Consider the following 22547-nt stretch of genomic DNA (forward strand, 5'->3'; position numbering starts at 1 on the left):
TGCGAGGCCGTGATGACCACGTCTTGGCAGACTCGGCGCACAGCCCCCGTCAGTGGTCGGCGCCATGAGGTGGGTCAGTAGGGATTGACGTCCCCGGTGTCGATGGCGCGGATGCTGTACTGGACTTCGTCGGCCAGGACGGTGGCGCCGTCGGTGGTGACGGTGAGGAGTTACCGAGATCAAGGTTCGACTGTGGTGGTCCCGCCCTACCCGCCTGTGTCCTCTCCAGCCGGCCGGCGTGCATGTTCTCGATCGTCACATCATCGTCGGAGCAGGTCCTACAGTATGGCGCGTGACCGAGGAGAACCCCGAACTCATCGCCGGGCGGTACCAGCTTGTCGAACGGATCGGCCAGGGCGGCATGGGCCGGGTCTGGCGGGGTCTCGACCGGCAGCTCTTCGGGCGCGAGGTCGCCATCCAGGAGATCCCCTTCCCTCCTGGGCTGGACGATGGGGACCGAGGCACGCTGCTCAGACGCTTCACCGGCGAGGCCCGCGCGGCGGTCACCCTCAGCCATCCCGGGATCATCACCGTCCACGACATCGTGGAGCACAACGGCGCCCCCGTCATCGTGATGGAGTTCATCCGCGGACAGTCCCTGGCCGCAGCGATCCGCGAGCAGGGCCGACTGCCCGTGCGGCGGGTGGCGGAGATCGGCTCCGCCGTGCTTGACGCACTCACCGAGGCACACGACGCGCGGATCGTCCACCGCGACATCAAGCCGGACAACGGGCTTCTGAGCAGACCGCGTCGTCCTCACCGACTTCGGCATCGCCCACCTCGCGGATGCCACGACCAAGCTCAGCCAGAGCGGAATGATCATCGGCACGCCGCAGTACATGCCGCCGGAGCAGTTGGAGGGCAAGCGTCCAACACCGGCCAACGACCTCTGGGCCCTCGGCGCCACCCTTTACCATGCCGTCGAGGGATGCCCACCGTTCGACGCCGAGGGGCTGCACGCGCTCGCCATCGCCGTCTTCAGCCGCCCTCAACGGCCACCGACGCAGGCCGGCCCGCTGACCTCTGTACTGGACGCGCTCCTCACCAAGGACCCGGCCCACCGCGCTAACGCTGCCGAGGCCGCGGAACTCCTGGAGTCGGTTCTGCGAGGCGCGGGAAGAGGGCCAGTGGGAGGGGCTGGTGCCGAACCTGTACTTCCCCATCCCGCCCCGGATACGGAAGCGAGAGCGGTAGCGGAATCCGGCCCCACCCCACTGGAGCTGCCAGCTCTGCCGGACCACCCGACGCCCGTGGTCACTGACTCCGCTGCCGCTGCCCGGAACCCCCGCCACCCAGTACCGGAACGGCCTGCCACCCCGCCCCCACGGGTCCCCGTGCCCCATTCCGACGACCTCGCCTCGCTCGGCGGTGCGGACCACAAGGGGCGCGGCAAAGGAGACGCCACTCGGCGGCGCGCCTTCACTCGGCGGTCCGCCGTCCTCAGTGTGGCCCTTGCGACACTTGCCGTCGGAGGCGTCCTGACCTGGACCCTCACCCGCGACCACCTGCCCGGCGACAAGGGCGGAGACGGAGGCAGCGGCTCCCCGGCGTCCTCCGTCACCGTAGTGATCGGTGTAGACGCGCCGCTCAGCGGTGACCTGTCCGACTTCGGCCTCGGCATCAAAAACTCCGCCGACCTGGCGGTCAGGACCGCCAACCGGACAGGTCACGTCCCCGGCGTGACATTTGAGCTCAAAGCCCTGGACGACGAGTCGCGGCCCGCCAAGGGCCAGCAGAACGCCACCCAGTTCATTGCCGACGACAAGGTGCTCGGTGTCGTCGGACCACTCAGCTCCTTCGTCGCCCAGTCCATGGTGGAACCGCTCGCACAGGCGAACCTGGTCACCGTCTCGCCAGCCAACTCCGACCCGACGCTGACGCAGGGGGCCGACTGGGCCAAAGGCACCAGGTCACGCCCATACGAGACTTACTTTCGCACCATCGCCACCGATACAGACCAAGGGACCTTCGCCGCCCAGTACCTCCGCAAGGACGCGAAGAAGACGAAGCTCTTCGTCATCGACGACAACTCCTCCTACGGCACAGACCTCACCATCGGGTTCCGGAGCGAATTCACCAAGCTCGGCGGGACCATCGTCGGCACAGACCATGTCGACCGGGCCAGCAGCACCTTCGCCACCCTCGCAGCGAAGGTGCGGGCTTCCGGCGCCGACGCCGTGTACTACGGCGGCGACCATGTGGCCGCCGGGCCACTTTCTCAGCAGATCAAGCAAGCGGGCGCGGCCATCCCGCTGATCGGAAGCGACGGCATCTTCGCTCCCAAGTTCGCCGAGAGCAACGACAAGACTGAAGGTGACCTGGCCACCGACATCGGCACACCTGTCCAGGACCTGGCCGGTGGACGGGCGTTCCTCTCCCAGTACGAGGCGGCGGGGTATGCGGAGGAGCCCCAGACGTTCGGTGCGTACGCGTACGACGCGACCTGGGCCGTCATCGAGGCGGTGAAGGCCGTAGCGGCAGCCAACGGTGGCACTCTCCCCTCGGCCGCCCGGGCAAGGATGTCCGGCGCCGTGGCGGGGCTGGCATTCGACGGTGTCACCGGGCACGTCGCCTTCGACAAGTACGGTGACACGACCAGCCCCCAGTTCTCCCTGTATGCGGTGAAGAACGGAGCCTGGACGTTCGTGAAGACCGGCCCCGTCACTCCGTAAGGCCCTCCGCCCAGAGCGTGTCTCTTTGATGGGTTGGTCGGTTGATCTGGTGTGCCGGTCCCGCTATTGATCACTGGTGTGATGCGGGCCCGGATCGGGCCACTCAAGCTGGCCGATCCGGTCCGTGGACGACGGTCGGCCGACCACCGCCGACCCCCTTGAAGCAATCGGGGGGGAAGTACTGCACCAGCTCGCCTTGGCGGGCTTCCCGACGAGCTCGGCTCGTTTCCACACCGTCCACAAATGGTTGATCCCATTGTCCTCCCGGCGACTTTTTGATAGCTGCGGGAGGAGACGAACAGGTCCGGCCCGCTCGTCAGCGGTTCGTGACTCTTCGCTGAGACGTGTCAGTCAGGGCACTGCAGCCCTGACCTGGAAGGGCGATCACCGGTGAGTTGTCCGGTGACTCTTTTGGCGAGTGGTGACTGACGAGTGGCGACAGACGAGTGGTGCGCGGCGGTGGGTGAGCTGCGCGCCCGGTTCTGGCCTGGAGGAGGCGGGATGGGCAGGCGCGCTCGGTGGGTCAGTCACGGAGCGGCGGTGGTACCGGGGCCGAGGGTTCGCCGGCCGAGGATGGCCTGGTGCTCGTCGGTGGCGGCCTGGGCGGCCGGGAGCATGTCGGTGCCCTCGGCGGCGAGTCGGGATCGGCGCCCGTCCGGGGGCTCGGTGGCGGGTGTGGTGGGGCGAAGGCCGGTGCCCGGCCGCGCTCGATCATGCGGCCAGTCTCCCGGCGCCGGCTCCGCCTCGGTCAACTGGCAGGAACCTGGAGGGGGAAGCCTGGGGGGAAGCCCCGGGGGAAACCTGGGGGGTACGCCTAGGGGGAAGCCTAGGGGGAAGGCGCATTTCCGAGGGTCCTGCATTTTGACTGGTCAGAGCATGTTTCGCGGCTGGTGAGTAGCCGGACTTATATGTGTGGAGGGGTGGGAGGGTGCTGCGCGGGCCAGTGTCGGGCGGAGCCCGGGGCGCTTGGCCTGCTGTGTGCGTCGCTACGGTGGCGTGATGATGTCGGGGCGCCGCGACGAGTTGGCTGGTCGCCCCCGTCGGCCGCGCGCAGCAGCTCTGCAGCCGGGAGAGGGTTAGGCCGCACGAGGTACGGGCGCGGTATCGTGAAGCCCTCGTATATGCAGTTTTGATCTGGCTGGAGTGCCCTGTGCCCGAGGATCCCATCGCCCACAGCGAGCTCGCTGCCCTGACCCGGCGTTTCGAAGAGGTCGCGGAGAGGCACGACCGCGAGTTCGGGATCATCAAGTCCGACCTCACCGCAGTGCGCCTCCAGATCGGCAACCTGGACCAGAAGGTCGAGGCTCTCGATAAGAAGATCGACCGGAATCAGGCGCAGATCATCGAGCTGCTCACCCAGCTCGTGGGGCAGCGCCCCGACGCTGGCTGATCTCTCCGGGCCCGGCGCCCGGCCCGTACATGGCGACGGCTCCGACCAGACACTCTGGTCGGAGCCGTCGTGCGTCCAGGGTCAGTTTCCGGCGAGCAGGTGTTCCTGCCGGGTCTGGACGAGGCCGCACCACGCGCCGCGGACATTGTCTTCGCTCGTGGTCCAGCGGATGGTCGACGGCCCCGGCAGGGGCAGGGCGCCCATGAAGTGAGCGATGTCGGTGAAGTAGGCGAAGTCGCCGGTGGCGGTCAGCGCGCGCAGCCGGTCGGTGGTGGCGGCCAGGCCCTGGTCCTCGCCGCGGACGGCGTGGTGGAAGGCGAGGGCGAGACCCTCGGATTCCTGCGCGACGCAGTCGGAGCGGCCGTCTACGTCGCCAGCTACGCCGAAGGAGCTGAGGCCCTTGTAGTCGTCCGGTTCGTCGACGGGGCTGCACTGTTCCTACAACTCGCCTGCGCCGGTGCCGCGGGCACCGCCCAGCGTCCATCCGTCAGATCATCACCACGGCGGGGATGCAGGCGCGGATGCAGGCGGTGAGCAATTGGCTGACCTCCGGCGCCCGGCCCCTGGCCGCGCTCCTCGCAGCTGGTCGAAGAATTCGGCCTGCTGCCACCGCTCCAGGCGCCGCCAGCAGGTCTGTCCCGAGCCGAACCAAGATCCTTTTACGAGCTCTTGGTGTGGGCTATTGGCTCGATGTTGTTGTAGGTGACGAGATACAGGGAGCGCGCTGGTCGTTTTCGGCCATATCGCTCAGTTCCGCCTAGCGGGCAATCGCTGGCCCTTGGGCGGTGTGCACGGCGCGTCGGCCGAGATCGACCCATCGTTCATGAACTCAACGCCCGGCGAGCTGGTCTCGTTCGCGCCAGTCGATAATCAGCCATGGTAGCTGAAATAATTAATTGCATGGAAGGTCGCATACTCTTCCTGCTATGGCAGAACTCTATTCGCCAACGCCTATGCGGAATGCCTGAATTCGGGTGGGCGCCTGTCTCAAAGATGACTTCTCGGCGAGATCGACATGTATGCAAGATGTTCCCGTCAACTCAAGCGACAGCGCGAGGAGACAATTCGTGATCACTAGTAGACGGGGAATGAATTGAAGAAGCCCGGGAAGATCACTCTTGCCGCAGTCTCCATTTTGACTGCTGCTGGAGCTCTTGTCTCTGCCGGACCCGCCACTGCGGCTACCCCGGCAGCCCCGCAGTTCCAGGTGTTTACGGCGGCCGAGGGAGCCACCCCTCCGGCCGCGCTCATCGGCCCGCACGGTGAGAAGCCGACCAAGTGGGGTGTGGCCTCTTTCAACGTGTCGACGGCCCCCAAGTCGGGTGTCGCTGGGATAGCCGCCCAAAGTGTCGGCGGCGGCACCTGGAACTACGGCACCACGGCCCAGTGGAATGGCAAGAGGTGCTACTCGAACTACATCCACCCGACCAAGAAGCACTCGGCCAGCGTGGCGTTCGCGGGCGGGGTCGACAAGGACATCAGCGAAGCTGACATCTGGGCCACGGCTGGGATCACCGCCGGCGCAGCGTACACGTGCAACGCCTACTGGGGCCTCTACTAAGCTCCATAGCGTCACACTTTCGCCTTCTCCGAAGGTCTGGCCAACCGTACCTTTTGCGGGATGGCCAGGCCTTCGGGCCTTTCATTGGCGGCCTAGCGGTGTGAGCAGGGACCCGGTAAGGTTGCGCGCACCCTTCGTCCGATGTATCGAGGTCCCGCCCGTGCGTTCTTTTTTATCGGCTGTCGCGCTAACCCTCGTTGGTGGTGTGATCGTCGGAATCTCCGGCCCGACTTTGGAATCCACTGGTGGGCATGCGAGTCATGCGGCAAGTGTCACGCTGGTAGCAGGCTGGATATACGCCCTAGTGGCATTTGTTTCCGGGCTACTGGCTAACTCGAAAAGACGCGCGGCCATAATGGGGTTCGCGTCCCTTGTGGTTACCGTCTTTGCCTATTACGTGACGAAGGCAATGCAAGGCGACTTCAGGCAGCCTGATTTCAGCCGCCCGAGTTCAGGAACCCTGAGTTTTGCATGGGGCGATTTTCTTTCCATGCTCGCCTTGTGGTGTGTGTTCGCCTTGCTTCTGGGGCCGATCTGCGGGCTCGCGGGGCACTGTGCCCGTACAGGGCCCTTCCGCCTTCCCTGCCAACTGCTTGTGCCAGTCGTGGTGATCTGTGAGACCACCATGCGTCTCTCCGCCGAAGCGGATAGGCAAGAAGGGTTGGTAGGTACCACCTGGAGTGTGACCCGTGGGCTAGCCATAGCGGTGTTCTTGGTTCTCATTGGCATCGCCGCCGTGAGCACCTGGCGCCGACGAACTACCCAAGCCCAGACCTGACAGGCTGCTGCGAAGTCGCTGTGACGAGGCCCGCTCCCGAGCAGAGCGGGCCTCCCGTGCCATGCGCTAGGCCATTTCGTTTGGATCAGCCGGTCGTTGGTCCGGGTGTGCCGTTGCTGCGTTCGGGGATACGGGTGGGGGAGTCTGCAGGGAGGCCCCCCAGGGGCGCGGTCATCCCAGAAGGCTGCGCGGTCAGCGCCGGCCGCCGCCGATGCGGCGGTCGTCGGCCAGTGCGGTAAGCGGGCCGAACTCGCGGGCAAGCTGGTTCCACGTCAGAACCTCGCCACAGCGGGCCGGGAACTCCTTCGGGTTGAACTCGGGCATGGTCCAGGTGCCAGTGCCCCGGTCCCGCAGCCACAGGTCCCCGTCACCGTCGACCACAGTCGGCGGGACCGGTACGGGCTCGGCCTGATCGGTGGGCTCCCAGGTGACCCGGCCCGGGTGGGAAACGCGGCGCAGCTCGGTGGTGGCCAGCCGCGCGGCCAAGTCACGGGTGGACTCTTCGGCGTCCTTGACCGACGCGAGTCGGAATGCGTCGTCAAGTACGGGCAGGGCTGGATTCTTGCTGCGCTTTGAACTCATACGCTGACTACCTCCGGTGGGGGGCGTCACATCCGTTATGGCACCCCGTAGAAGAACACGGTATCCGAGGCGGGAGCCGGGCCGGCTACGACCACTGTCCAGCTGGAGGCGCTGGCACACCGGGCGGTGGGGCTAGGTGGTGAGCTGCTCCTGGACGTGGCGCAACCCGTGGTGGTAGCGCTCAGATATGGCGGTCCGGGTCTGAGAAGGTGAGGCCGCCGGGGGCGAGCGGACGTCGGGCCGGGGCGGATGCGGGCTCGGTTTCGGTCTCGCCGGGCGGCTGGCGGAAGTCGGCGCCCTGCTCGACCGGCATCAGCCGGCGCCCACCCGCCTGGGCGGGTACGGGAGCGTCGGAAGCGGGCTCGGAGAAGGTGGGCAGCGAGAGCGGTCGACGGTCGGTCATGATCCCTAGTCTTCCAGGTCCGGCCCTGCGGGTAGGGCCAGGCCGCTATCAGCGGTGATAGTGCTCTGGCCCTGGCCAGCAGGGCCAGGCTGGTTGTTTCAGCTCACCAGAACAAAGCGGTTAAGCCAGCGCTACCGCCGGTGAACCGGCCCGGACCGCCGAGGCCGGGCGGCACATCTGCCCCGCCTGCTGGATGAAAGAACGACGACGATCGCCAACCGACACGCGACGAACGCCCAGGTTCGGGGCGCCGACTGCTCAGTATTCGCGAACTCAGGCACTTTCGTCGGCGACTACATCGGGCACTACACCCGCTCGGAGACCGACTACGCCCGAGCAAAGGGCAAGCCGATCCGGTACACGCACCCCGAGGGCGACCCGTACGGCAGCGCGCTGCCGCCGAGCCGTACAACACCGGAAAGGTTCGGGGATGAAGAACACGGAGAACAACGCGCCCGAGCTGGCGCCCGGCACGCTCTTCGTCGCCGTCGGGCCTGCCACGTCGGGCAAGTCCACCGTCGCGGCCCTCTTTCCGGTGGACGTCGTGGTGTGCCTGGACGAGCTGCGCCGCGAGATCAGCGGGGGCAACGCGGGCGACCAGTCGGTGACCCCGGCCGCCGTGAGCCGGCAGAACCGCCTGCTCGACGAGCACCTGGCCGCCGGCCGCACGGTGCTGGTCGACTCCACGAACGTGGAACCGCGGGTCCGCGCGAGCCTCCTGGAGCTGGCCCGTCGACACGGCCGACCGGCCGTCGCTCTCCGCTTCACGACCGACCCCGACAACTGCCTGGAGCGCAACGCCATGCGCCCGGCCGCCCGGCGGGTCCCGGACGAGGTGCTGCTCTGGCAGCACTCCCTCGCCCAGGACGCCACACCGGCACGCTGACTTGGGGGTGGCCCGCCTTCGGGCGATCGCTGCGGTGTGGAGGGCCCGAAACGTCTTGCTGCTGCGTGTCACATTCCCCGCTCGGAGAACGTCAGCGAAGTGAAGTATCCACGCGGCCCTGCCAGACCGGTGACGGACCGGACCCAAGTGGGGAGGCCGACCGACTTCCGACAAGCGGGTGTCCGTATGGAGGTGACACTCAAGACGAACCTCAGCAACTAGTCCTCAACGAGAAAAACCTCGTGAAGCGGAAGAACAGGAAGAAGCACTGCATGTCGCGACTACGAGCGAAAAGCGTTGTCACCACAGCGATATCCGGTCTGGCGATCACCATGGGCATGATCACTCCAGCTGCCGCAGAGCCGCCGCCCTCCTTTCCCGTCCCCTACGCCAATGGTCAGTCAGGAACGTGTCTGGACTGGGCCGGTGGAACCACTGTTGGTGTCTGGCACTGCAATTACGGCGCCGACAACCAGGCCTGGGGGGCCGAACGTACGTCGCCGAACACGTGGCGGTTCCGCAACCAGGCCAGCGGCGCATGCCTCGACTGGTCAGTGGAGACGACCAGGGTCGGCTCCTGGCATTGCAACGGAGGCCTCAACCAAGACTGGTACGTCGTCAGCAACCAAGACGACCACGACGCGGTCACCTACGAGCTGAGGAACAAGGCCAGCGGCACGTGCCTGGACTGGTCCGAAGGGGCCAACCGAGTGGGTGTCTGGCACTGCAACGGGGGCAATAACCAGCTGTGGTACATACCCCTCACCCCCTGAGCAACCGCACGGCTCCGTTGACAGGCGACGGCCCCCATCCGCGCGGACGGGGGCGCTGCCGGGTCGGGGGTTCCGTTAAGAACGCTGTCACCGATCCTGCTGGCTTATTCCGTGCCCAGCGGCGCTGACGGCCGTCGGCCAGGACAGCAGCGGCCGTCTTGGCGTTCCCGGTCGCGGGTGGGGTATGGAATGTCGATGCAGCCGAGGCCGTGGCCGAAGGTGCCTGACCTGACCGCACAGATGGCGGTGGCGGCGCGGGGCCCGTACCCGTTGGCGATGCGGGTCCGTGACGAGCTGGGCGAGTTGTTCGCGGACGCCGAGTTCGCTGAGGCGTTCGGATCCAGAGGGCAGCTCGGCGTGTTCGCCCATCCCGACGACGAGTGCCTCCTCGCCGGCGGTGTCCTCGCCCAGCACGCCGCCGCGCACGCGCGACCGCCGTCGTCACCATGACGTGGGCGCCCGACAGCCCGCGCGGGACTGCGCGGTCGCCCGGGCCCCCAGGTGCATCGCCGTCGCCAGGTCTGCGTGCGAGATGTCCTTGGCAGCGACCCTCACGTTCCCCAGCGAGCCGATCAGCGATTCCCCCGTCAGATGCCCTGCACGAGCCGCCACAAGACGTGTAGGCCGGCCACATCTCTCCGAGCCAACAGAGCCACCGCGGTATCCGAGATCACTCCGGTGTCCTGAGCGTCCAGCAGGAGACGGCCCAGGACACTGGCGACACTCTCGATCTGAGACGCGCTGCCAGACGGCGTCCTGCAGCGGCTCTGACGGACGAGGCCGGAGATTTTGCTGCGGCGATCACATCGCGCAGCTTTAATCGGTGAAGTCTTCCACGGCATCAATCCCAGCAGGATGTCTCAATCAAGCTTCGTTGAGATCATCGTGCAGTCTTCTGCGTCCAGGACCAGCTGGCGCAGTTCGGAGGCAGAGGTGGGGGCGAGCCGGTAGATGCCCTGAAGGCTTACCGAACGGATGAGTCGGCCTTCCTCGATATACTTCAGCGTCCGCTCACCGCGGCGCGAGGTATAGGTCAACCGCTCCAGAAGATCCGGCGGCACGGCTGTGCCGAACGAGAGCGGAGAGCCTGGCGGGCCGGTCACCACCTCCGTGACACAGCCGGCCTTCAACGGCCGCCAGTCCAGGAGCTTTGCGTAGTCGTCATCGTGAAGCACCGATCCCGCGTCCTCGTAGGGGATGATTCCGGACACCTCCATTGCGCCCAGCACGTGCAGCCGGGTGCGCAGGACGCGCACGGGGTAGATCCGGTCACCGCGCTGCACGCCCGCTCGCTGGAAACTTGGCAGTGACTGGTGCGGTCCGCCGAACAGCATCGTCAGCCGCTGGCGGGCGTAACCGGACCGCTCGAGCTCGCGGCAGAGATCGTTGGTCCACAGCGTCGTGTACGAGTTCGACATACCGGGACCGTATCCGCGCCCGCTGACAGCCACCCCTGGTGGCTCCGCAATGTGCCCACCCAATCGCCGAGCAGGGCCATCTCCACCGCCGGTCGCCACGCGGCGGGTCGGTCCAGCTTCAGCCAGCTCTTGCTGAAGAGATCCACGCGTTCGGAATCACCTTCGATCGCGGCGTTCCGGGCCGAGAGGGCCTCGCGCAGCGCGGACCGATCCGGCCAGGGCGTGCAATGGCGGAGCTTCTCTTCCAGGTCCAGCAGGATGCCGGCGTAGGGGGTTGCCCAGGCGCGTTGACAGATCTCGCACGTGGGGTCCACCGGGACATCGAGTTCGGCAGCGACTGCTGCAATCTCGCCTAACGCCCTGAACGCCGCGCTCGCGAAAGTACAGCCGAGGGCCTGGTGCCAGAAGTGGACCAGCTGCATCTCGTAGCTCGACAGGCGCGGGGGAGGGACGGGCCGGGCCAGGCACTGGATGCAGGATCGGGGAGACGGCGGGGTGATCATGAAAGTTCCTTGCCGGTGTGGGTTCGGGATTGAGTTCCTCACTCTCTCGGCCCCGGCCGTCCTTGATCCGGCAAAAAATTTGGACGGTCGCCGTGGAGGCACCCAAATGTGATGAGCGGCCGACGGAGAGACGTCAGGAGTGGTCTGCAGCGCTCCTGCAGATAGCAGGTCCTCGCCCGGACCATAAATGCCCGTCAGGCTGCGTCCGCCAGCTGCAAGGACGCCCCAGCTCTGACGGACAGTGGGTCGACGGCGTTGCCCAGGAGGCCGGGCCGAGGGCCCGACCCGGGCGCCGACGGACTCCTGCGCGTACGACCGCTGGTCCTCACCGACCCGGACGTCGCTCGGCAGGTCGGGCGCCACGCTGCCCGTCGTAGACCTCTTCGCCGCGGGTGGCGCCTGCCTCGACAACGTGGGCGCCTCGACGGGGAGTTGAGCGCTTCCTAGACCACAAAGTGAGAGTGATCTGCGTCACACGCATGTCGGGAGGGGCTGGCGGGCGGGTTATCCACAGGGACGGCATCTGAGCAGGGTTTTTCCCTGTGGATAGTTTGCTTCTCAATTCTCGCCCCTCGTGGTAGGCGGACGGGGAAAAGTGCCCCTGGCGGACTGTGCGGAGGCGCCGTACGCCCCGACGCAGGCCCAGGACACCCCGGAGACACCAGTAACGTGGTTGGGCACTGAAGGCCCTTCAGAAAGACGAAGGGAGACCACCTTTGCGGAGCCGATGCTTGCCGGCCTAGCTCCGCTGGGATCTCCCACTCGCCTGCTGTCGGGTCCCCGCTCACTGTGAGGAGACCGGAACCCTTGACGACCATTGACCGTACCCCAAACGACTTGCCGAGCTCCAACCCGCTGGCGTGGGTGATCGCTCTCACCGCTCTCGCCTCCATCGTGGCGGTGGTCGTCTTGGCGCTGACGCACAACCCCGAGGCGGCAACCGCCGTCGGCACCATCGGGGGTGCGGTGACCGCCCTCGGCGGCTCCTGGGCGAACCTCCGCACACGCAAGTAGCCGCGGCAGCCGATCCCGAGTCTCCGTGGGACGGCTGACCCCTCACCTGTTCGCCACAAAAGGCCCCCTGGTCTGCGGCTTCACGAAAGCGCAAATCGGGACACAGGAGCGGACACGAGGACACACGCACCGCCGCTGACAGGAACGGCCGGGGTGGATAACGAGCAGCTCGCGCCCGTTGCCACCCCGGTACCCACTCTCTAGACGCAGGCGGCGGAGTCTCCCGGGGGACGGCTGTCTGAGCCCGGTCCGCGCAGCGCGGACGGGTAGCCGCCTCACTCAGCACAGTGCCATCTGCTCGTGGTTGGCGAGATCGAAGTGAGTGAGCCGGCTGGTGCGCAGACCACCCGTCTCCAAGGCCTGGACCTCCTTCGCATTGCGGGCGAAGACCTGGTGGTAGGCCAGCTGCGGGGAGAGGGGAACCAACTCCGGGCATGGCCGCACGATCCCGTACAGGCGGTTGAAGGCGTGCACCGGGACGCCGTAGGCGAAGCTCGCCGCGACACCGCCGCGCTCGGGGATCCGCACCCGGATCCCGTCCTGCTGCCAGGCCGCGTCGAAGACGGCCGTGAACAGCTCCTTCACCTGCGCTCGGGACAGCTGACCCCACCACGCTTCCGCCGTGGCCGGGGCACGCCGCTCCAGTTCTTGCCGGGTGCCTGCCGCTCCGCCTCACGCTCCTGCGCCAGCGCGAACTCCCTGGCACGCCGTTCCCGGAGCTCTGCCCGATGCCGGGCCCGCTCCTCGTCGCGCTGCGCCTGGAGCCGACGGGCGGCCGCTCTCTGCTCGACCTCCTGCGCATCCTTCAGCCTCTGCAGCTCCCGGCGCCGTTGCTGGGCCAGCTGGCCCGCTGGCGTTGCCAACCAAGCATCGCGCCGTGCCTGGGCCGCGGACTTCCGCTCCAACCTCTGGACTTCGCGCTGCCGCTCGGCCTCCTCGCGCCGCCGTGTCGCCTCGGCACGCCGGATCCGTTCCTCCTCCCACGCGTTCTGGGCCTCGGCGGACTGGCGGGAGGTCCACCACAGCGTGCGCCTGAACCAGCGGTGCTCTTCGCCGATGATCCGTGTCACATCGCGGTTGGGGGCCAGGCTCCGGCAGGGACGCAGCTGTCCGCGCACCACCCACTTCACGAACTGGGAGAGCTCGGCCTCCTGGAAGAACCAGCTGCCCGAGCCGAAGCCCCCCAGCTCGTCGTCCACCACCCAGGACTCGTCGTCCCCTTCAGGCACCCGTACACGGATGGACGGCACGGCCCCGATCCACACCGACGGCCGCTTGTGGGGCGAGACCCAACACACGGCGATCCCCTCGGCGGCGTACCGGTCGGTGCGCGCCTTGATGTCCTCCACCGTGATCGGGGAGAGCTGCGCCTCCCACGCGATCCGCTGCGTACCGTCGGGCGAGGTCGCCAGTACGTCGGCCCGCCAGGAGCCGTCCTCGGCAGCTACCTCCAGCTCGGCGAACATTCCGGCGTCGCGGTTGGCGCTGGCCATCACGAGTTTGAGCATGTGGTGCTCCCAGGACTCATTCGCCAGAGAGCACTCCGGCGGCCGCCCGGCGTCGTGGCAGAAGAACCGCACACGGTTCGGCGAGTGCTTGGCGTGCACACCCCACGAGCACTCAGGGCAGGTGAGGGCGACGCGGGGCGTGACCTTGTAGACCTGGGACCAGTCCAGGCCGGCCCCGAGGTCGGGCTGGGTGGCGTCGACGCGACCCGCCTCGGGGTGAAGGGCAATGAATGGCATAAAAATCGCATCTCCTGTGCGATGCGCCGCATATGGCGTCCAATCCGACGGACAGGAGATAGCAGGCGGCACTGACAACGCCCCCGGCCTGCTGCAGGGCCGGGGCCGGACCCGTCGAAGGGGGATGGCCACCTGCGGGTGAATCAATATGCGAATGCCTGGGCGCGGACAGGGCGGCTTGCATATCAGCCGCCCCGCCTGAGGGGCCGCTACTTCGGCATCACGGCCCGCAGGACGCTCGGTATGTTGGCCGGGTCGACCAGCACGAGCGCCATGGCACCCAGGACGAGCACGGGAAGCGCGCGTGCAGCCGTCGTGAGTACGGTGGGCACGTCCGGGGTGGCCGCGCGGTACAGGGCGTACCCGGCGAGGCCTGCCAGGACGACGATGCCGAGCAGGGCCAGGAACAGGGGGTTCATGGTCGTGATCCGTTCTACGGTGCCGGCACATCCCGGCTTCACGCCTTCGCCCTCGAAACCGGGCCCAGGACAGTACGGGCGTCGAGTGATCTACATCACGTCTCATCGGGTGTCGGGCCTTGGTCTTTCCCTCCTGGCTCCCGTCGCGCGCCCTTGCGTGACGTAGGTGTTGGCGCAGTGGGCCTTCGCCGCTCCCCGGCGGCCGAACTCGGCGACGAACCGGCTGTGACTCGAGCGCCAGGCGCCGGCGGTACGGCCGTTGTTGGTAGGGGGCCCTGTCGCCCAGACTCGGCGGCCTGATGGACGCGACGGCGACCGGGGCCCTGCAGCTGTTCCATCTGCGGCCCGGACAAGTGCCTGTAGGTCCCGTATTCGTCAGCTTCGGAGCCGGTTTCGTGCTCGCGGAGGCAGTCTGGGGCATCGCCGCTTCCCCCGTCCGGGGTCAGCCGGGCCCACACGGGTCGTACGAGAAACCGGGTGTAGGAGGCCGCCCATCCAGAGAGCATGTGGAGCAGCAGACCGGCTGACGCGACGGAGGATCGACATGGAGCGGCTGGAGCTGATCGTCGTGCAGCTCGAAGAGGCCAAGGGGATGATCGAGAAGGGGCGTGTGCCCAACCTGCGGTTGGCTTACCTACTCATCGACAGCGTGACGGAGCTGATCCTCCACCGAACCGTTTAGACGGAACTTCAGCACCAGCGCATGCTCAAGAGGTTGCTGTTGGCCTACCAGCAGAACGCGGCCTGGGGAATACCGGTCGACGCCGAAGAGGTCGCCTCCATCGAGGCGCAGATTGTAGACGAGGCCGAGCTGAAGGGCCTCGACCGCAACTTCGACGCGAAGGTTGGTCTGCTGGTACGCCGCAATCTGCTTGACGAGGCACTCGGTCCCGTCCTGAAAAAGCTGCACAAGTACCGCAACGAGATGTATCACCGCGACAAGCAGAGGCCTGAGATCATCAGGCCGGCCACCCTGATCTACTTCGACTCCGCATGCACAGTGCTGGAGTCGTACCGGCAGATGATCATCACTTACCCAGCCGACCTCGGTTCGGAGATCTGTCGGTTCACCGAAGGTAGGAGGCCAGGTTTCAGCGAGGCGGCAGACCTCCCGAAGAAGATCGCAGCGCAGCTACGCCGAGAGGTGGGACTCGACCTCCCGCAAGTACGAAGTGCCCTCGCTGCATACCTCGGGGCTCGGCTGGACCGAATGGTCGACGGCTTGGAGTTCATCGAGGACAACCTCGTCGGCCGGTCGCTAGTGCGCGGGGACGCCCTGCGTCTCGTTCAGGCGAACCTCGCTACGAACCCGACGCTCGAACAGGTCCGAGGGCGAAGATATCCGCACTCCAAGGCGGAGCTAGAGCAGTGGCGAACCCGGATAGCCGCTCTGGAGTCCATCGAGGACAAGCACGCCCTGGTCAGCGAGTACGCCGTAATCGAAGACTCCTTCGAGCCTCTGGAGGAGAAGATCACGAACGCGGTGTTCCAGGTCGACTACGAGGTGCAGTCCCAAATCGACTTTGCTCGCGGCAAGTAGGGGCTCGACAAACTGTCCGCCCCGGGGTAATGACGTGATCTTCGGTTCGGTCGGGCAAGGCAGCCGGGGTGGTGCGGCACCAGGGATCACCTTGTGTCACCGAACCAGGGTATTGGTTGTGGAACCACTGCGGCTGCAAGCGGGCGGGCAGTTATTCGCAGGCGACACCGTCTCGGTCGGCGTCGAGGTGGCGTCCGTACCCGTCCTGCCCCTGGTAGATAGGGGCTACGCCGGCTGCCCGCGCGGCAGCACAGTTTTCGTATTTGTGTTCCTCGTCGTACCGCGCTCCGAAGCTGAGCCCGACTTCAACGGTGAACCGCACCCTGCGTAGCTCGGGCTTGTCACGGAGCTTGATCGTGTAGTCGACGGTGTCGAACCCTCGAAACCCGGTGGTCGGTGTGTACAGTCCAGTGCCGTCCTGCACCGTGAGAGTGCCGTGTTCTGGACCGTGCTGGATGGTCAGCTCGACATCGTTTGAGCTGAGGCCTTTGTAGTCGTCCAGTTCGTCGACGCGTGTGCTGCGGGTGTCTTCTGCGGACTCGTGCTGCAGCAGCGAAAGCCTGGCCGTCTCGTGCATGTCGGTCCACAGTGTCGTTGTCTTCTTCGCGACGTCATCGCCCGGGTGTGACAGGTGCCAGTTGGGTGCCGGCAGTCCCGGGGCTGGGACGTCTGCCTGCTCACGTGCGGCTCTTGCTGCTGCCGCGTCGGCCTGCCACCAGGAAGCCACGCTCGACAGGCCCCACCAGGCGCCACCCACGATGAGACCGAGCACCGCGAGGACGCTTACGCAGGATGCCCAGGCGTCAGCACGCTGACGCTTTCGCTGCTGTGCCGCCCGCTCAGCCTGCTCGCGCTTCAGCTCCTCAAGATGAGCCTTGCGCCGGGCCTCCATTCCCTCCTCGAAACGACGGCGGAACTCCTGAGCTTCGTCCTGGTTCCTCATTCGCTCTGCCCTATCCGGGCGCGGCGGCTCTCTACCAGGTGGTGCCAGCGAGCACGAACGACGTCCGGGCCGTCGAGCCAGACAGTGGGCGAGGAATCTTGCAGGGGAAGACCGGCCATGAAGTGGGCGAGGTCGGTGCAGTAGGCGTAGTCGCCGGTCTGGGCGAGTTCGCGGATCCGGTCGATGACGGCACGGACCTTGTCGTGGTCGCCTTGAACGGCGTGGTGGAACGCGAGGGCGAGTTCGAGGGCGACTGCGGCAGCGGTGATACCGGTTTCACGGATCTCGGCACGCAGGGCGCGGGCAGCTTCGAGGTCGGGCATGGCACCGGCGTCGCGGACGAGCGCGGCAATCCTCACCGTAAGGGTGGTGGCACGGAGATCGAGGCCGGTAAGGAGCTGTTCGGCGAGGTGCAGTTCGTCGTCGGCGGCATCGAGATCGGTGAAGGAGAGCACCAAAGCGCGCTGGGCCTGGCTGGTGGCTCGCTCGCCGGCGATGCCGTGCTGCTCGGCTTGCTCGCGGGCGCTGGCGTAGGCGGTGGCTGCACGCGTCATGTCGCCGTGCGGCCACAGGATGTCGCCCTCGATGCGGTGCTGACGGCCGTCCCAGCCGAGGGTCTGCGCCACGGCGTACGCGGTGGGGAAGTCTCCCGCGAGGCGGGCGAGGTGAGCCAGGCCCCGCCGGGCTGCAGGGGCTAGGCGGCCTTGGCCGTCGGCGACGAGCTGCATCCCGGCACGCGAGCCTGTGCTGTCGCCGAGGTCGCGCTGTGCCTTGGCGAGGTAGTAGACGGTCATCTCGTGCAGGTCGGCGGGCAGCAGGTGGGTTCGTGTGACGGCGGCGAGGCGGGAGGCGGTGATGGAGCGGTGTTCGTGCTGGCGGCGGGCGAGGGTGGCCAGGAGCTCGACGAGGGCGTCGGCCGCCGTCGCCATACTGTCCTCCCCGGTGCCGTCGTTTCGAAGAGGTGGGGCGAGCGGCTCCCACACCGAGTCGCTGACGTAGGCCCAGGCTGCCTCGGCAAGCCAGCCCAGGTCGAGCTGGAAGTCCCGGGCCAGAGCGAGGCCCTGGCGTAGGCAGCCGACCAGCCGCCTCCGGTCCCGGCCGGTGCGCGCACTGCACTGCTCGCCCAGGGCCGCCAGCGCACGCTTGGCTGCCTGCTCCCAGTCGCGTGCCGACCAGCGGTCGTCTGCCTGGTCGTCGGCGCCGCGGACGGTGGAGCGGATCAGCCCGTGCAGGTGATAGGGCCACAGCCCGAAGACGTTCTCGCGGACGAAGGGCCGCTCGATCAGCCGTAGTGCCGGCGCCTCGTGCTGGAGACCGGCGGCCGCGGTGGCCAGGGGCAGGTCGAAGGCGTCCAAGAGGGCGACCGAGCGCAGGACGTGCCGTTCATCAGGGGTGAGGTCGGACAGGGTGCGGGCGATCAACGCCGGGAAGTCGTGGTCGAAGTCGGTGGGCTGCGGGGTATGGCCGGTGCGGCGGATCTCCAGGAATCGCATCACCGACAGATCGAGGTAGAGCGGCAGTCCGTGCGAGCGGTTGGTGATGACCTGCCGGATCGCCTCACTGATGAGCGGTGCGCCGTCGCGCGTGAGCCGACGGGCGAGGTGGTCGTCGCAGTCCTCGGGGGAGAAGTCGCCGACGAGGACCTGCCGCCCGTAGTCGTGCGGCGGTCGGGCGGCGCGGGCGGCCGGGACGGCTGCGGATAGAGCCAGGCCGGGCCAGGCGGTGGGGCCGGTGTAGTCCAGCTGCCCTTGGAGACCCGGGTCGGCCCACTGGAGGCGCGAGCGGCCGGTGACGATGAAGAACACGTTGGGCATGAGCCACACCAGTCGCTGGATCAGGCGTTCCAGGTCGCGGTGGGTGCGGTCGCCGACGTCCTCGAAGGTGTCGAGCAGGACGACCGGCACCGTCTTCTTGTCCGCGGGCAGCTGTGCGAGCTCCCACGCGAGGAGGTGCGGGTAGAAAGACAGGGCATTTAGGTCCGGCTCGGCCTCCAGCAGGTCCTGCAACCGTGCGCAACCGGCCAGTGCCCGGACTGTCTGGCGGCGTTCGCGCAACGCCCGCACCAGAGAGCCGGTAACCGCACCGATTGCGGAGCCGACGGTACCGGGCAGCAGCAGAGCCTGGGCGACGTCGGAGAGCGCGGACTGCATCTGCTGCGGCATCGCCTTGCCGAACCTCGCCGCAAGACCGCCGCGGCTCAGGTACTCCTCCAGGCTCTCGCCGGGGTGCTGCGCCTCCCAGTAGCGGCGCAGCGCGATGTCGAAGGCGGGCAGGGGGCGGCCCAGTTCGGCGAGCGCGGCGCGGATGGTGAGCACCAGGTCCTCGAACGAGAAGCCGGCCGAGCGGGAAAGGTCGACGCGTACGGGCAGGATGCGTTCACCAGACCAGGCGGGCTCGCCCCACTGCGCCGGGCGCTGGTCGGTGCCGGCGAGCGCGGTCTCCAGCTTCCTCGACAGGGTCGTCTTGCCGATTCCGCCGACCCCGTGGAACACGATGACGTTGTTTCGTGGCAGTTCCAGGTCCTCGACGTCGAAGTCAGGATCCGCGACATGTCGCAGGTGCTCGGCCAGCGCGGCCGCGACCAGCTCCCACTGAGTCTGACGGTTTGTGAACGCCTCCGCCGTTGCCACCGTGCGGTCGTTCGTGCTGAACAGCGCCCTGAGATCCCTGCCTGCCACAACGCCCCCGACCTCGTTGATCAACTGTGTTCAACCTACGTGCACACCAGTCCGCTTGGGGAAAGCATCTCGCGGATCGCCCGGCTCTCGTGCGAGGCCGGGAAGGACAGCCGGCATCCTCCGGATCGCGGTGCTTTGGTGAAGCCCGACGGGGTTCATGTGCCTAGGTGGATGCTGCTGCCGACAACTCGGTGCGCATGGTGTGCGGTTCCTTGGCCCTGAGCGCTGGGCGCTGAACAATGGCGGGACTGTCCGACTGAAAGGCCGACCTGCTGTGCCCGACGAACTTCCGCGCCCTACGCAGCCTCCCGCGTGCACTCCTGCCCCGGAGATCGGCCACATGGCGGCGGAGGAGTCGATTCGGCTTGTGATCGCCTGGTACTCCGAGCAGATCATGAAGCAACGCCGGGCTGCAGAGCCGGACCAGGTACTCCTTGAGGCGCTGCTGGAGGCTCGCCGGGGGTGCGTGGAGGATCAGCGTGCGCTGGGCGAGGCCACGGCAGAGGAGGTGGCGGGGATACTCGCCGCGTACGCGGCCCGCTATCGGGACCTGACGTTGCCCTAACCACACTCGGTGCTGTGGGCCGGGGGCGTGGCGTCGTATGAGAGTCGCGGTGCTGGGAGCATGGCGCGCGCGGTGAAGGTCTGCATCAGCGGTGTGGCCAGTGCTGTGATCGCCGCCAGCTCGGCCTGGTGCTCGGGCAGCGCGCGGGCCAGCATGTCCTGGACAGTGAGGAACGTGGCGGCCTCGGCCGGCGTGTAGGGGCGAGTCTGTTCCGTGATCAGCGCGTTGAAGACTGCTTGCTTTGTCTCGCGGCCGCTGGAGACTTCGGCTCGGTGGAGCGGTGTGAGGCCGCGCCGGGTCACCAGGACACTGGAAACGCACGGGTGTGCGAGGGTACTGGCGATCACGGAGGGCAGCGCGCTGTAGCAGGCATCGTGACCGTCGACAGAGGTGAAACGGGCGGGCAGCCCGTGCTGCTGGAGCAGCATGTAGCGGTGGGCGGTGCCTTGTCGGCTGTCGGCGGCCCGTACGGCCAGGACGACGATCTCGATCCGGTAGCCGGCCTCGATAAAGGGCAGGGCGCTGGCCCAGAAGTCGTCGGCATCAGCGGGGGCGGCCTCGATGATGAGGTCGCCGTGGCGAGCCCGTACGTAGGCCTCGGCCTTTGTGCACCAGAGGCGGTAGTCACTGCGGATCTCGCTTCCGGCCGTCCGGGGATGCGAGCGAAGAAGGCGGTGGTAGTCGGGGTGCATCGCCTTGAAGGCGTCGCCGCAGATGCGGATGGCGCCGCGGCCGCACAGCGCGCGTTGGAGCTGGTCCGCGGTGCGGGACTTGCCGGACCCGGGCTGGCCGAGGACGTATACGACGACGGGGCGCTGGTGGGAGGTGATGCCGGTAAGGAAGGCCGGGACAATGTCCTCGTCGAAGATCTGCTGGTGCTCTTCGGCGCTGAGCGTGCGGTGGGCCTGGTCGGCCCGTTTCGGCGCGCGTGGCCCCGGGTGGGGCGTTTCGGCGTCTGGGTGCTGGGGTTTCACCGCTCCTCCTCAGGTGTTTGTCGAGGAGACGGCCTGAGGGGCGCGAATCGGTCAGTGTTGGGGAAAATAAGTGTGAAGAGCCTGGTCCCACCAAGTGGTGGGACCAGGCTCCTGCGGAGTTGAGGTCAGATCTCGCTAACGAACGGGACGGTTACGGTCTCTCCCCCGAGGGACCATTAACCTCCCTTTCGCACCAGCGGATCCAGCTCGCTCTACTCCACCTCCTTCCGGGCTATCATCCGGCACAGCTCAGGCCTGCAATCTCCACTCAGACTGATGGCACATATCATCGGTTTCCTTTCTGGTCATGCCGGGCGATACGCCCGGCCGGGTACGCGACACATCGGCGGGTTGCCGACTTCGCGAGAAGTTGCTTGATGCTGCTTCCAGTCCCTCGACTGTTCGATCAGGTGCATTCGCTGCGAGAGGGACTCAACCTCTTGAAGGGCGCTGGGCCGCTCTTCATTTTCGTTCAGTGAAAGGTCTACGACTTTTGCGACCGCCACTTTGTCGCCGGCCTGTGCTGCGTGGAGCCACCACGCGTGTGCCGCTTCCTCTTCGTCGACGACCTCGATGATCTCTGCGATTCTCCTGTAGACGCCTCCCGTCTCCTCGCCCTTAGCCACACGGATGAGCCCGTGCAGCTCGTCCAGGAGCTCCTCCCTGCTGGGCAGGTCAAACGACTCCTGGGCATCCCCCTCATCTCCGCCGTGCCATGGGTCGGCCCCGTGGGGGCCGACCGCGCTGACATCCGGGCGGTAAGCGATTCCGAGCGCGGGCAGGACCCGCGCCAGGAACGCTCCCGCGTCGAACCGTTCGCCGGATCGGGGATCTACGGCCGCCTCAAGACGTTGTTCAACGTCCATGGCCGCCTCCCTCCCTATTCCTGCTTCTCGGCTTCTCTGAGAAGGGCCATCGCCTTCTTCTCTTCTCGACCGACGGTACTCACGGATATATTCAGTTCTGCCGCGATGTCCGCGACTTGCATCTCTTCGAAGTACCGCATCGTGACGATATCCCGCTGCCTAGCCGGCAGGATCTTCAAGATTCCCGCCAGGTGCATCCTCTGCACAACTTTGAGATATTCCCGATCCAGCACCTCACGCTCTAGCCGTAACTTGACTGATTTTCCATTTTCACTCCTTTCTCTTCTCAGGAGGTCGTAGTAACTTCTGATTACGCAGGAACTCGCGTATCGCGACGTGTTCTCGACCGTGCACCGAATGCGCTTCCAGTTGAGCCACAATTTTTCTGTGGCCAGCTGGAGGGCGTCCTGCGACCGGTGATAGTTCTTCTCTTGCCGGAAGGCAATTCGGAACAGCCGCTCCACGTTCATCTCGAGAAAGTCAACGAACTCTTTCTCGAATTCCTGCGCCGTGGCCGTCCGGGGCTGATAGGCGGAGGCGAGGCCGCACGACAGCTGGAAGGGCACGTAGTGGTGCTGGTGCGAGCAGGCGGGAGTGGCACCCACCTGCCCCCCTGCTGCTCGACGCGGCGCCAGCACAGTCACCTGGGCGGGCGCCGCGCCAGTGCAGCACGGATAGAAGGGGTCGCCGATCGGCATCGACGGCTCCTTTACCGATAGGGCGTCTCGGACCCTCGGCCCAGTGAGGGACCGAGTCCGACAGACCGAGGAAGCTGGTCCTGATAGAGAGACGCCGCGGCACGGCCTCATCTGTCATCCCATTCCAAGATTTTTTGCA

General features: G+C 66.9%; 21 protein-coding genes and 2 pseudogenes. 12 read left to right on the forward strand and 11 right to left on the reverse strand.

The genetic code is table 11. The features are described 5' to 3' along the window. Positions 1 to 361 precede the first annotated feature (361 nt). The 5 genes and pseudogenes from OHA81_RS33105 to OHA81_RS34745 form a co-directional block, all read left to right on the forward strand. Positions 362 to 1066, forward strand: a pseudogene (locus tag OHA81_RS33105) (serine/threonine-protein kinase); the annotation flags it as partial. A gap of 61 nt (positions 1067 to 1127) precedes the next feature. After that, positions 1128 to 2672 carry a branched-chain amino acid ABC transporter substrate-binding protein gene (locus tag OHA81_RS33110; RefSeq protein WP_330262048.1) on the forward strand — a complete coding sequence of 515 codons (1545 nt, stop codon included), beginning with the start codon at positions 1128 to 1130 and terminating at the stop codon, positions 2670 to 2672. A gap of 1150 nt (positions 2673 to 3822) precedes the next feature. Beyond that, the gene (locus OHA81_RS33115; protein WP_329202900.1) at positions 3823 to 4062 is read left to right on the forward strand and encodes a hypothetical protein; all 240 of its coding nucleotides are present in this window, start codon (positions 3823 to 3825) and stop codon (positions 4060 to 4062) included. 1093 nt (positions 4063 to 5155) lie between these two features. After that, a complete protein-coding gene (locus OHA81_RS33120) occupies positions 5156 to 5623 on the forward strand; it encodes a lactococcin 972 family bacteriocin (protein WP_329202901.1) in 468 nt (155 codons plus the stop codon). Positions 5624 to 5783: 160 nt separating this feature from the next. Further along, complete coding sequence (locus OHA81_RS34745) at positions 5784 to 6401, forward strand: DUF6518 family protein (RefSeq protein ID WP_443056825.1); 618 nt, start codon at positions 5784 to 5786, stop codon at positions 6399 to 6401. 192 nt (positions 6402 to 6593) lie between these two features. Here OHA81_RS34745 and OHA81_RS33125 read toward each other — a convergent pair whose 3' ends face one another. Together OHA81_RS33125 and OHA81_RS33130 are read right to left on the reverse strand one after the other, a co-directional pair. After that, positions 6594 to 6983: a hypothetical protein gene (locus OHA81_RS33125; RefSeq protein WP_079403197.1), complete on the reverse strand. Its 390-nt coding sequence runs from the start codon at positions 6981 to 6983 to the stop codon at positions 6594 to 6596. A gap of 181 nt (positions 6984 to 7164) precedes the next feature. Then, the gene (locus OHA81_RS33130) at positions 7165 to 7386 is read right to left on the reverse strand and encodes a hypothetical protein (RefSeq protein ID WP_329202902.1); all 222 of its coding nucleotides are present in this window, start codon (positions 7384 to 7386) and stop codon (positions 7165 to 7167) included. A gap of 430 nt (positions 7387 to 7816) precedes the next feature. On the opposite strand from OHA81_RS33130, the gene OHA81_RS33135 reads away from it, so the two are divergent. The 3 genes and pseudogenes from OHA81_RS33135 to OHA81_RS33145 form a co-directional block, all read left to right on the forward strand. Continuing rightward, complete coding sequence (locus tag OHA81_RS33135) at positions 7817 to 8272, forward strand: ATP-binding protein (RefSeq protein WP_329202903.1); 456 nt, start codon at positions 7817 to 7819, stop codon at positions 8270 to 8272. Between the two features lie 242 nt (positions 8273 to 8514). After that, a complete protein-coding gene (locus OHA81_RS33140; protein WP_329202904.1) occupies positions 8515 to 9045 on the forward strand; it encodes an RICIN domain-containing protein in 531 nt (176 codons plus the stop codon). 303 nt (positions 9046 to 9348) lie between these two features. Beyond that, positions 9349 to 9518: pseudogene (locus tag OHA81_RS33145) on the forward strand (PIG-L family deacetylase); the annotation flags it as partial. A 387-nt stretch (positions 9519 to 9905) separates the two neighbouring features. Here the strand turns inward: OHA81_RS33145 and OHA81_RS33150 are convergent. Next, positions 9906 to 10463 carry a hypothetical protein gene (locus OHA81_RS33150; RefSeq protein ID WP_329202905.1) on the reverse strand — a complete coding sequence of 186 codons (558 nt, stop codon included), beginning with the start codon at positions 10461 to 10463 and terminating at the stop codon, positions 9906 to 9908. 1340 nt (positions 10464 to 11803) lie between these two features. Here OHA81_RS33150 and OHA81_RS33155 point away from each other — a divergent pair. Then, on the forward strand, positions 11804 to 11980 hold the full coding sequence (locus tag OHA81_RS33155) for a hypothetical protein (RefSeq protein ID WP_329202906.1): 177 nt from the start codon (positions 11804 to 11806) through the stop codon (positions 11978 to 11980). 279 nt (positions 11981 to 12259) lie between these two features. Here the strand turns inward: OHA81_RS33155 and OHA81_RS33160 are convergent, their stop codons facing one another. The 3 genes from OHA81_RS33160 to OHA81_RS33170 form a co-directional block, all read right to left on the reverse strand. Continuing rightward, on the reverse strand, positions 12260 to 12565 hold the full coding sequence (locus OHA81_RS33160; RefSeq protein ID WP_329202907.1) for a hypothetical protein: 306 nt from the start codon (positions 12563 to 12565) through the stop codon (positions 12260 to 12262). Continuing rightward, entirely contained in the window at positions 12562 to 13725 is a 1164-nt protein-coding gene (locus OHA81_RS33165; RefSeq protein WP_329202908.1) for a competence protein CoiA family protein, read from the reverse strand. The genes OHA81_RS33160 and OHA81_RS33165 overlap by 4 nt, the downstream gene beginning before the upstream one ends. Positions 13726 to 13934: 209 nt before the next feature. Further along, positions 13935 to 14144, reverse strand: a complete 210-nt coding sequence (locus OHA81_RS33170; RefSeq protein WP_329202909.1) for a hypothetical protein — start codon at positions 14142 to 14144, stop codon at positions 13935 to 13937. A gap of 544 nt (positions 14145 to 14688) precedes the next feature. Here OHA81_RS33170 and OHA81_RS33175 point away from each other — a divergent pair. Beyond that, on the forward strand, positions 14689 to 14826 hold the full coding sequence (locus OHA81_RS33175; RefSeq protein WP_329202910.1) for a hypothetical protein: 138 nt from the start codon (positions 14689 to 14691) through the stop codon (positions 14824 to 14826). Positions 14827 to 14847: 21 nt separating this feature from the next. After that, positions 14848 to 15684 carry a hypothetical protein gene (locus tag OHA81_RS33180; RefSeq protein ID WP_329202911.1) on the forward strand — a complete coding sequence of 279 codons (837 nt, stop codon included), beginning with the start codon at positions 14848 to 14850 and terminating at the stop codon, positions 15682 to 15684. Positions 15685 to 15835: 151 nt separating this feature from the next. On the opposite strand, the gene OHA81_RS33185 is transcribed toward OHA81_RS33180, so the two are convergent. Together OHA81_RS33185 and OHA81_RS33190 are read right to left on the reverse strand one after the other, a co-directional pair. Next, positions 15836 to 16627, reverse strand: a complete 792-nt coding sequence (locus OHA81_RS33185) for an excalibur calcium-binding domain-containing protein (protein ID WP_329202912.1) — start codon at positions 16625 to 16627, stop codon at positions 15836 to 15838. Next, positions 16624 to 19305, reverse strand: a complete 2682-nt coding sequence (locus OHA81_RS33190; RefSeq protein WP_329202913.1) for an ATP/GTP-binding protein — start codon at positions 19303 to 19305, stop codon at positions 16624 to 16626. Before OHA81_RS33190 ends, OHA81_RS33185 begins: the two co-directional genes overlap by 4 nt. A gap of 340 nt (positions 19306 to 19645) precedes the next feature. Here OHA81_RS33190 and OHA81_RS33195 point away from each other — a divergent pair, with 340 nt between their 5' ends. Further along, positions 19646 to 19870, forward strand: a complete 225-nt coding sequence (locus OHA81_RS33195) for a hypothetical protein (protein WP_329202914.1) — start codon at positions 19646 to 19648, stop codon at positions 19868 to 19870. On the opposite strand, the gene OHA81_RS33200 is transcribed toward OHA81_RS33195, so the two are convergent. The 3 genes from OHA81_RS33200 to OHA81_RS33210 all read right to left on the reverse strand — a co-directional run bounded on the left by OHA81_RS33200 (position 19867) and on the right by OHA81_RS33210 (position 22408). Continuing rightward, on the reverse strand, positions 19867 to 20844 hold the full coding sequence (locus tag OHA81_RS33200; RefSeq protein WP_329202915.1) for a zeta toxin family protein: 978 nt from the start codon (positions 20842 to 20844) through the stop codon (positions 19867 to 19869). The genes OHA81_RS33195 and OHA81_RS33200 overlap by 4 nt on opposite strands. 305 nt (positions 20845 to 21149) lie before the next feature. Further along, positions 21150 to 21710, reverse strand: coding sequence for a hypothetical protein (locus OHA81_RS33205; protein WP_329202916.1), 561 nt, complete (start codon positions 21708 to 21710; stop codon positions 21150 to 21152). Between the two features lie 14 nt (positions 21711 to 21724). Then, positions 21725 to 22408, reverse strand: a complete 684-nt coding sequence (locus OHA81_RS33210; RefSeq protein ID WP_329202917.1) for an RNA polymerase sigma factor — start codon at positions 22406 to 22408, stop codon at positions 21725 to 21727. Between the last annotated feature and the right edge of the window lie 139 nt (positions 22409 to 22547).

Source organism: Streptomyces sp. NBC_00667 (assembly GCF_036226825.1).
GTDB lineage: Bacteria > Actinomycetota > Actinomycetes > Streptomycetales > Streptomycetaceae > Streptomyces.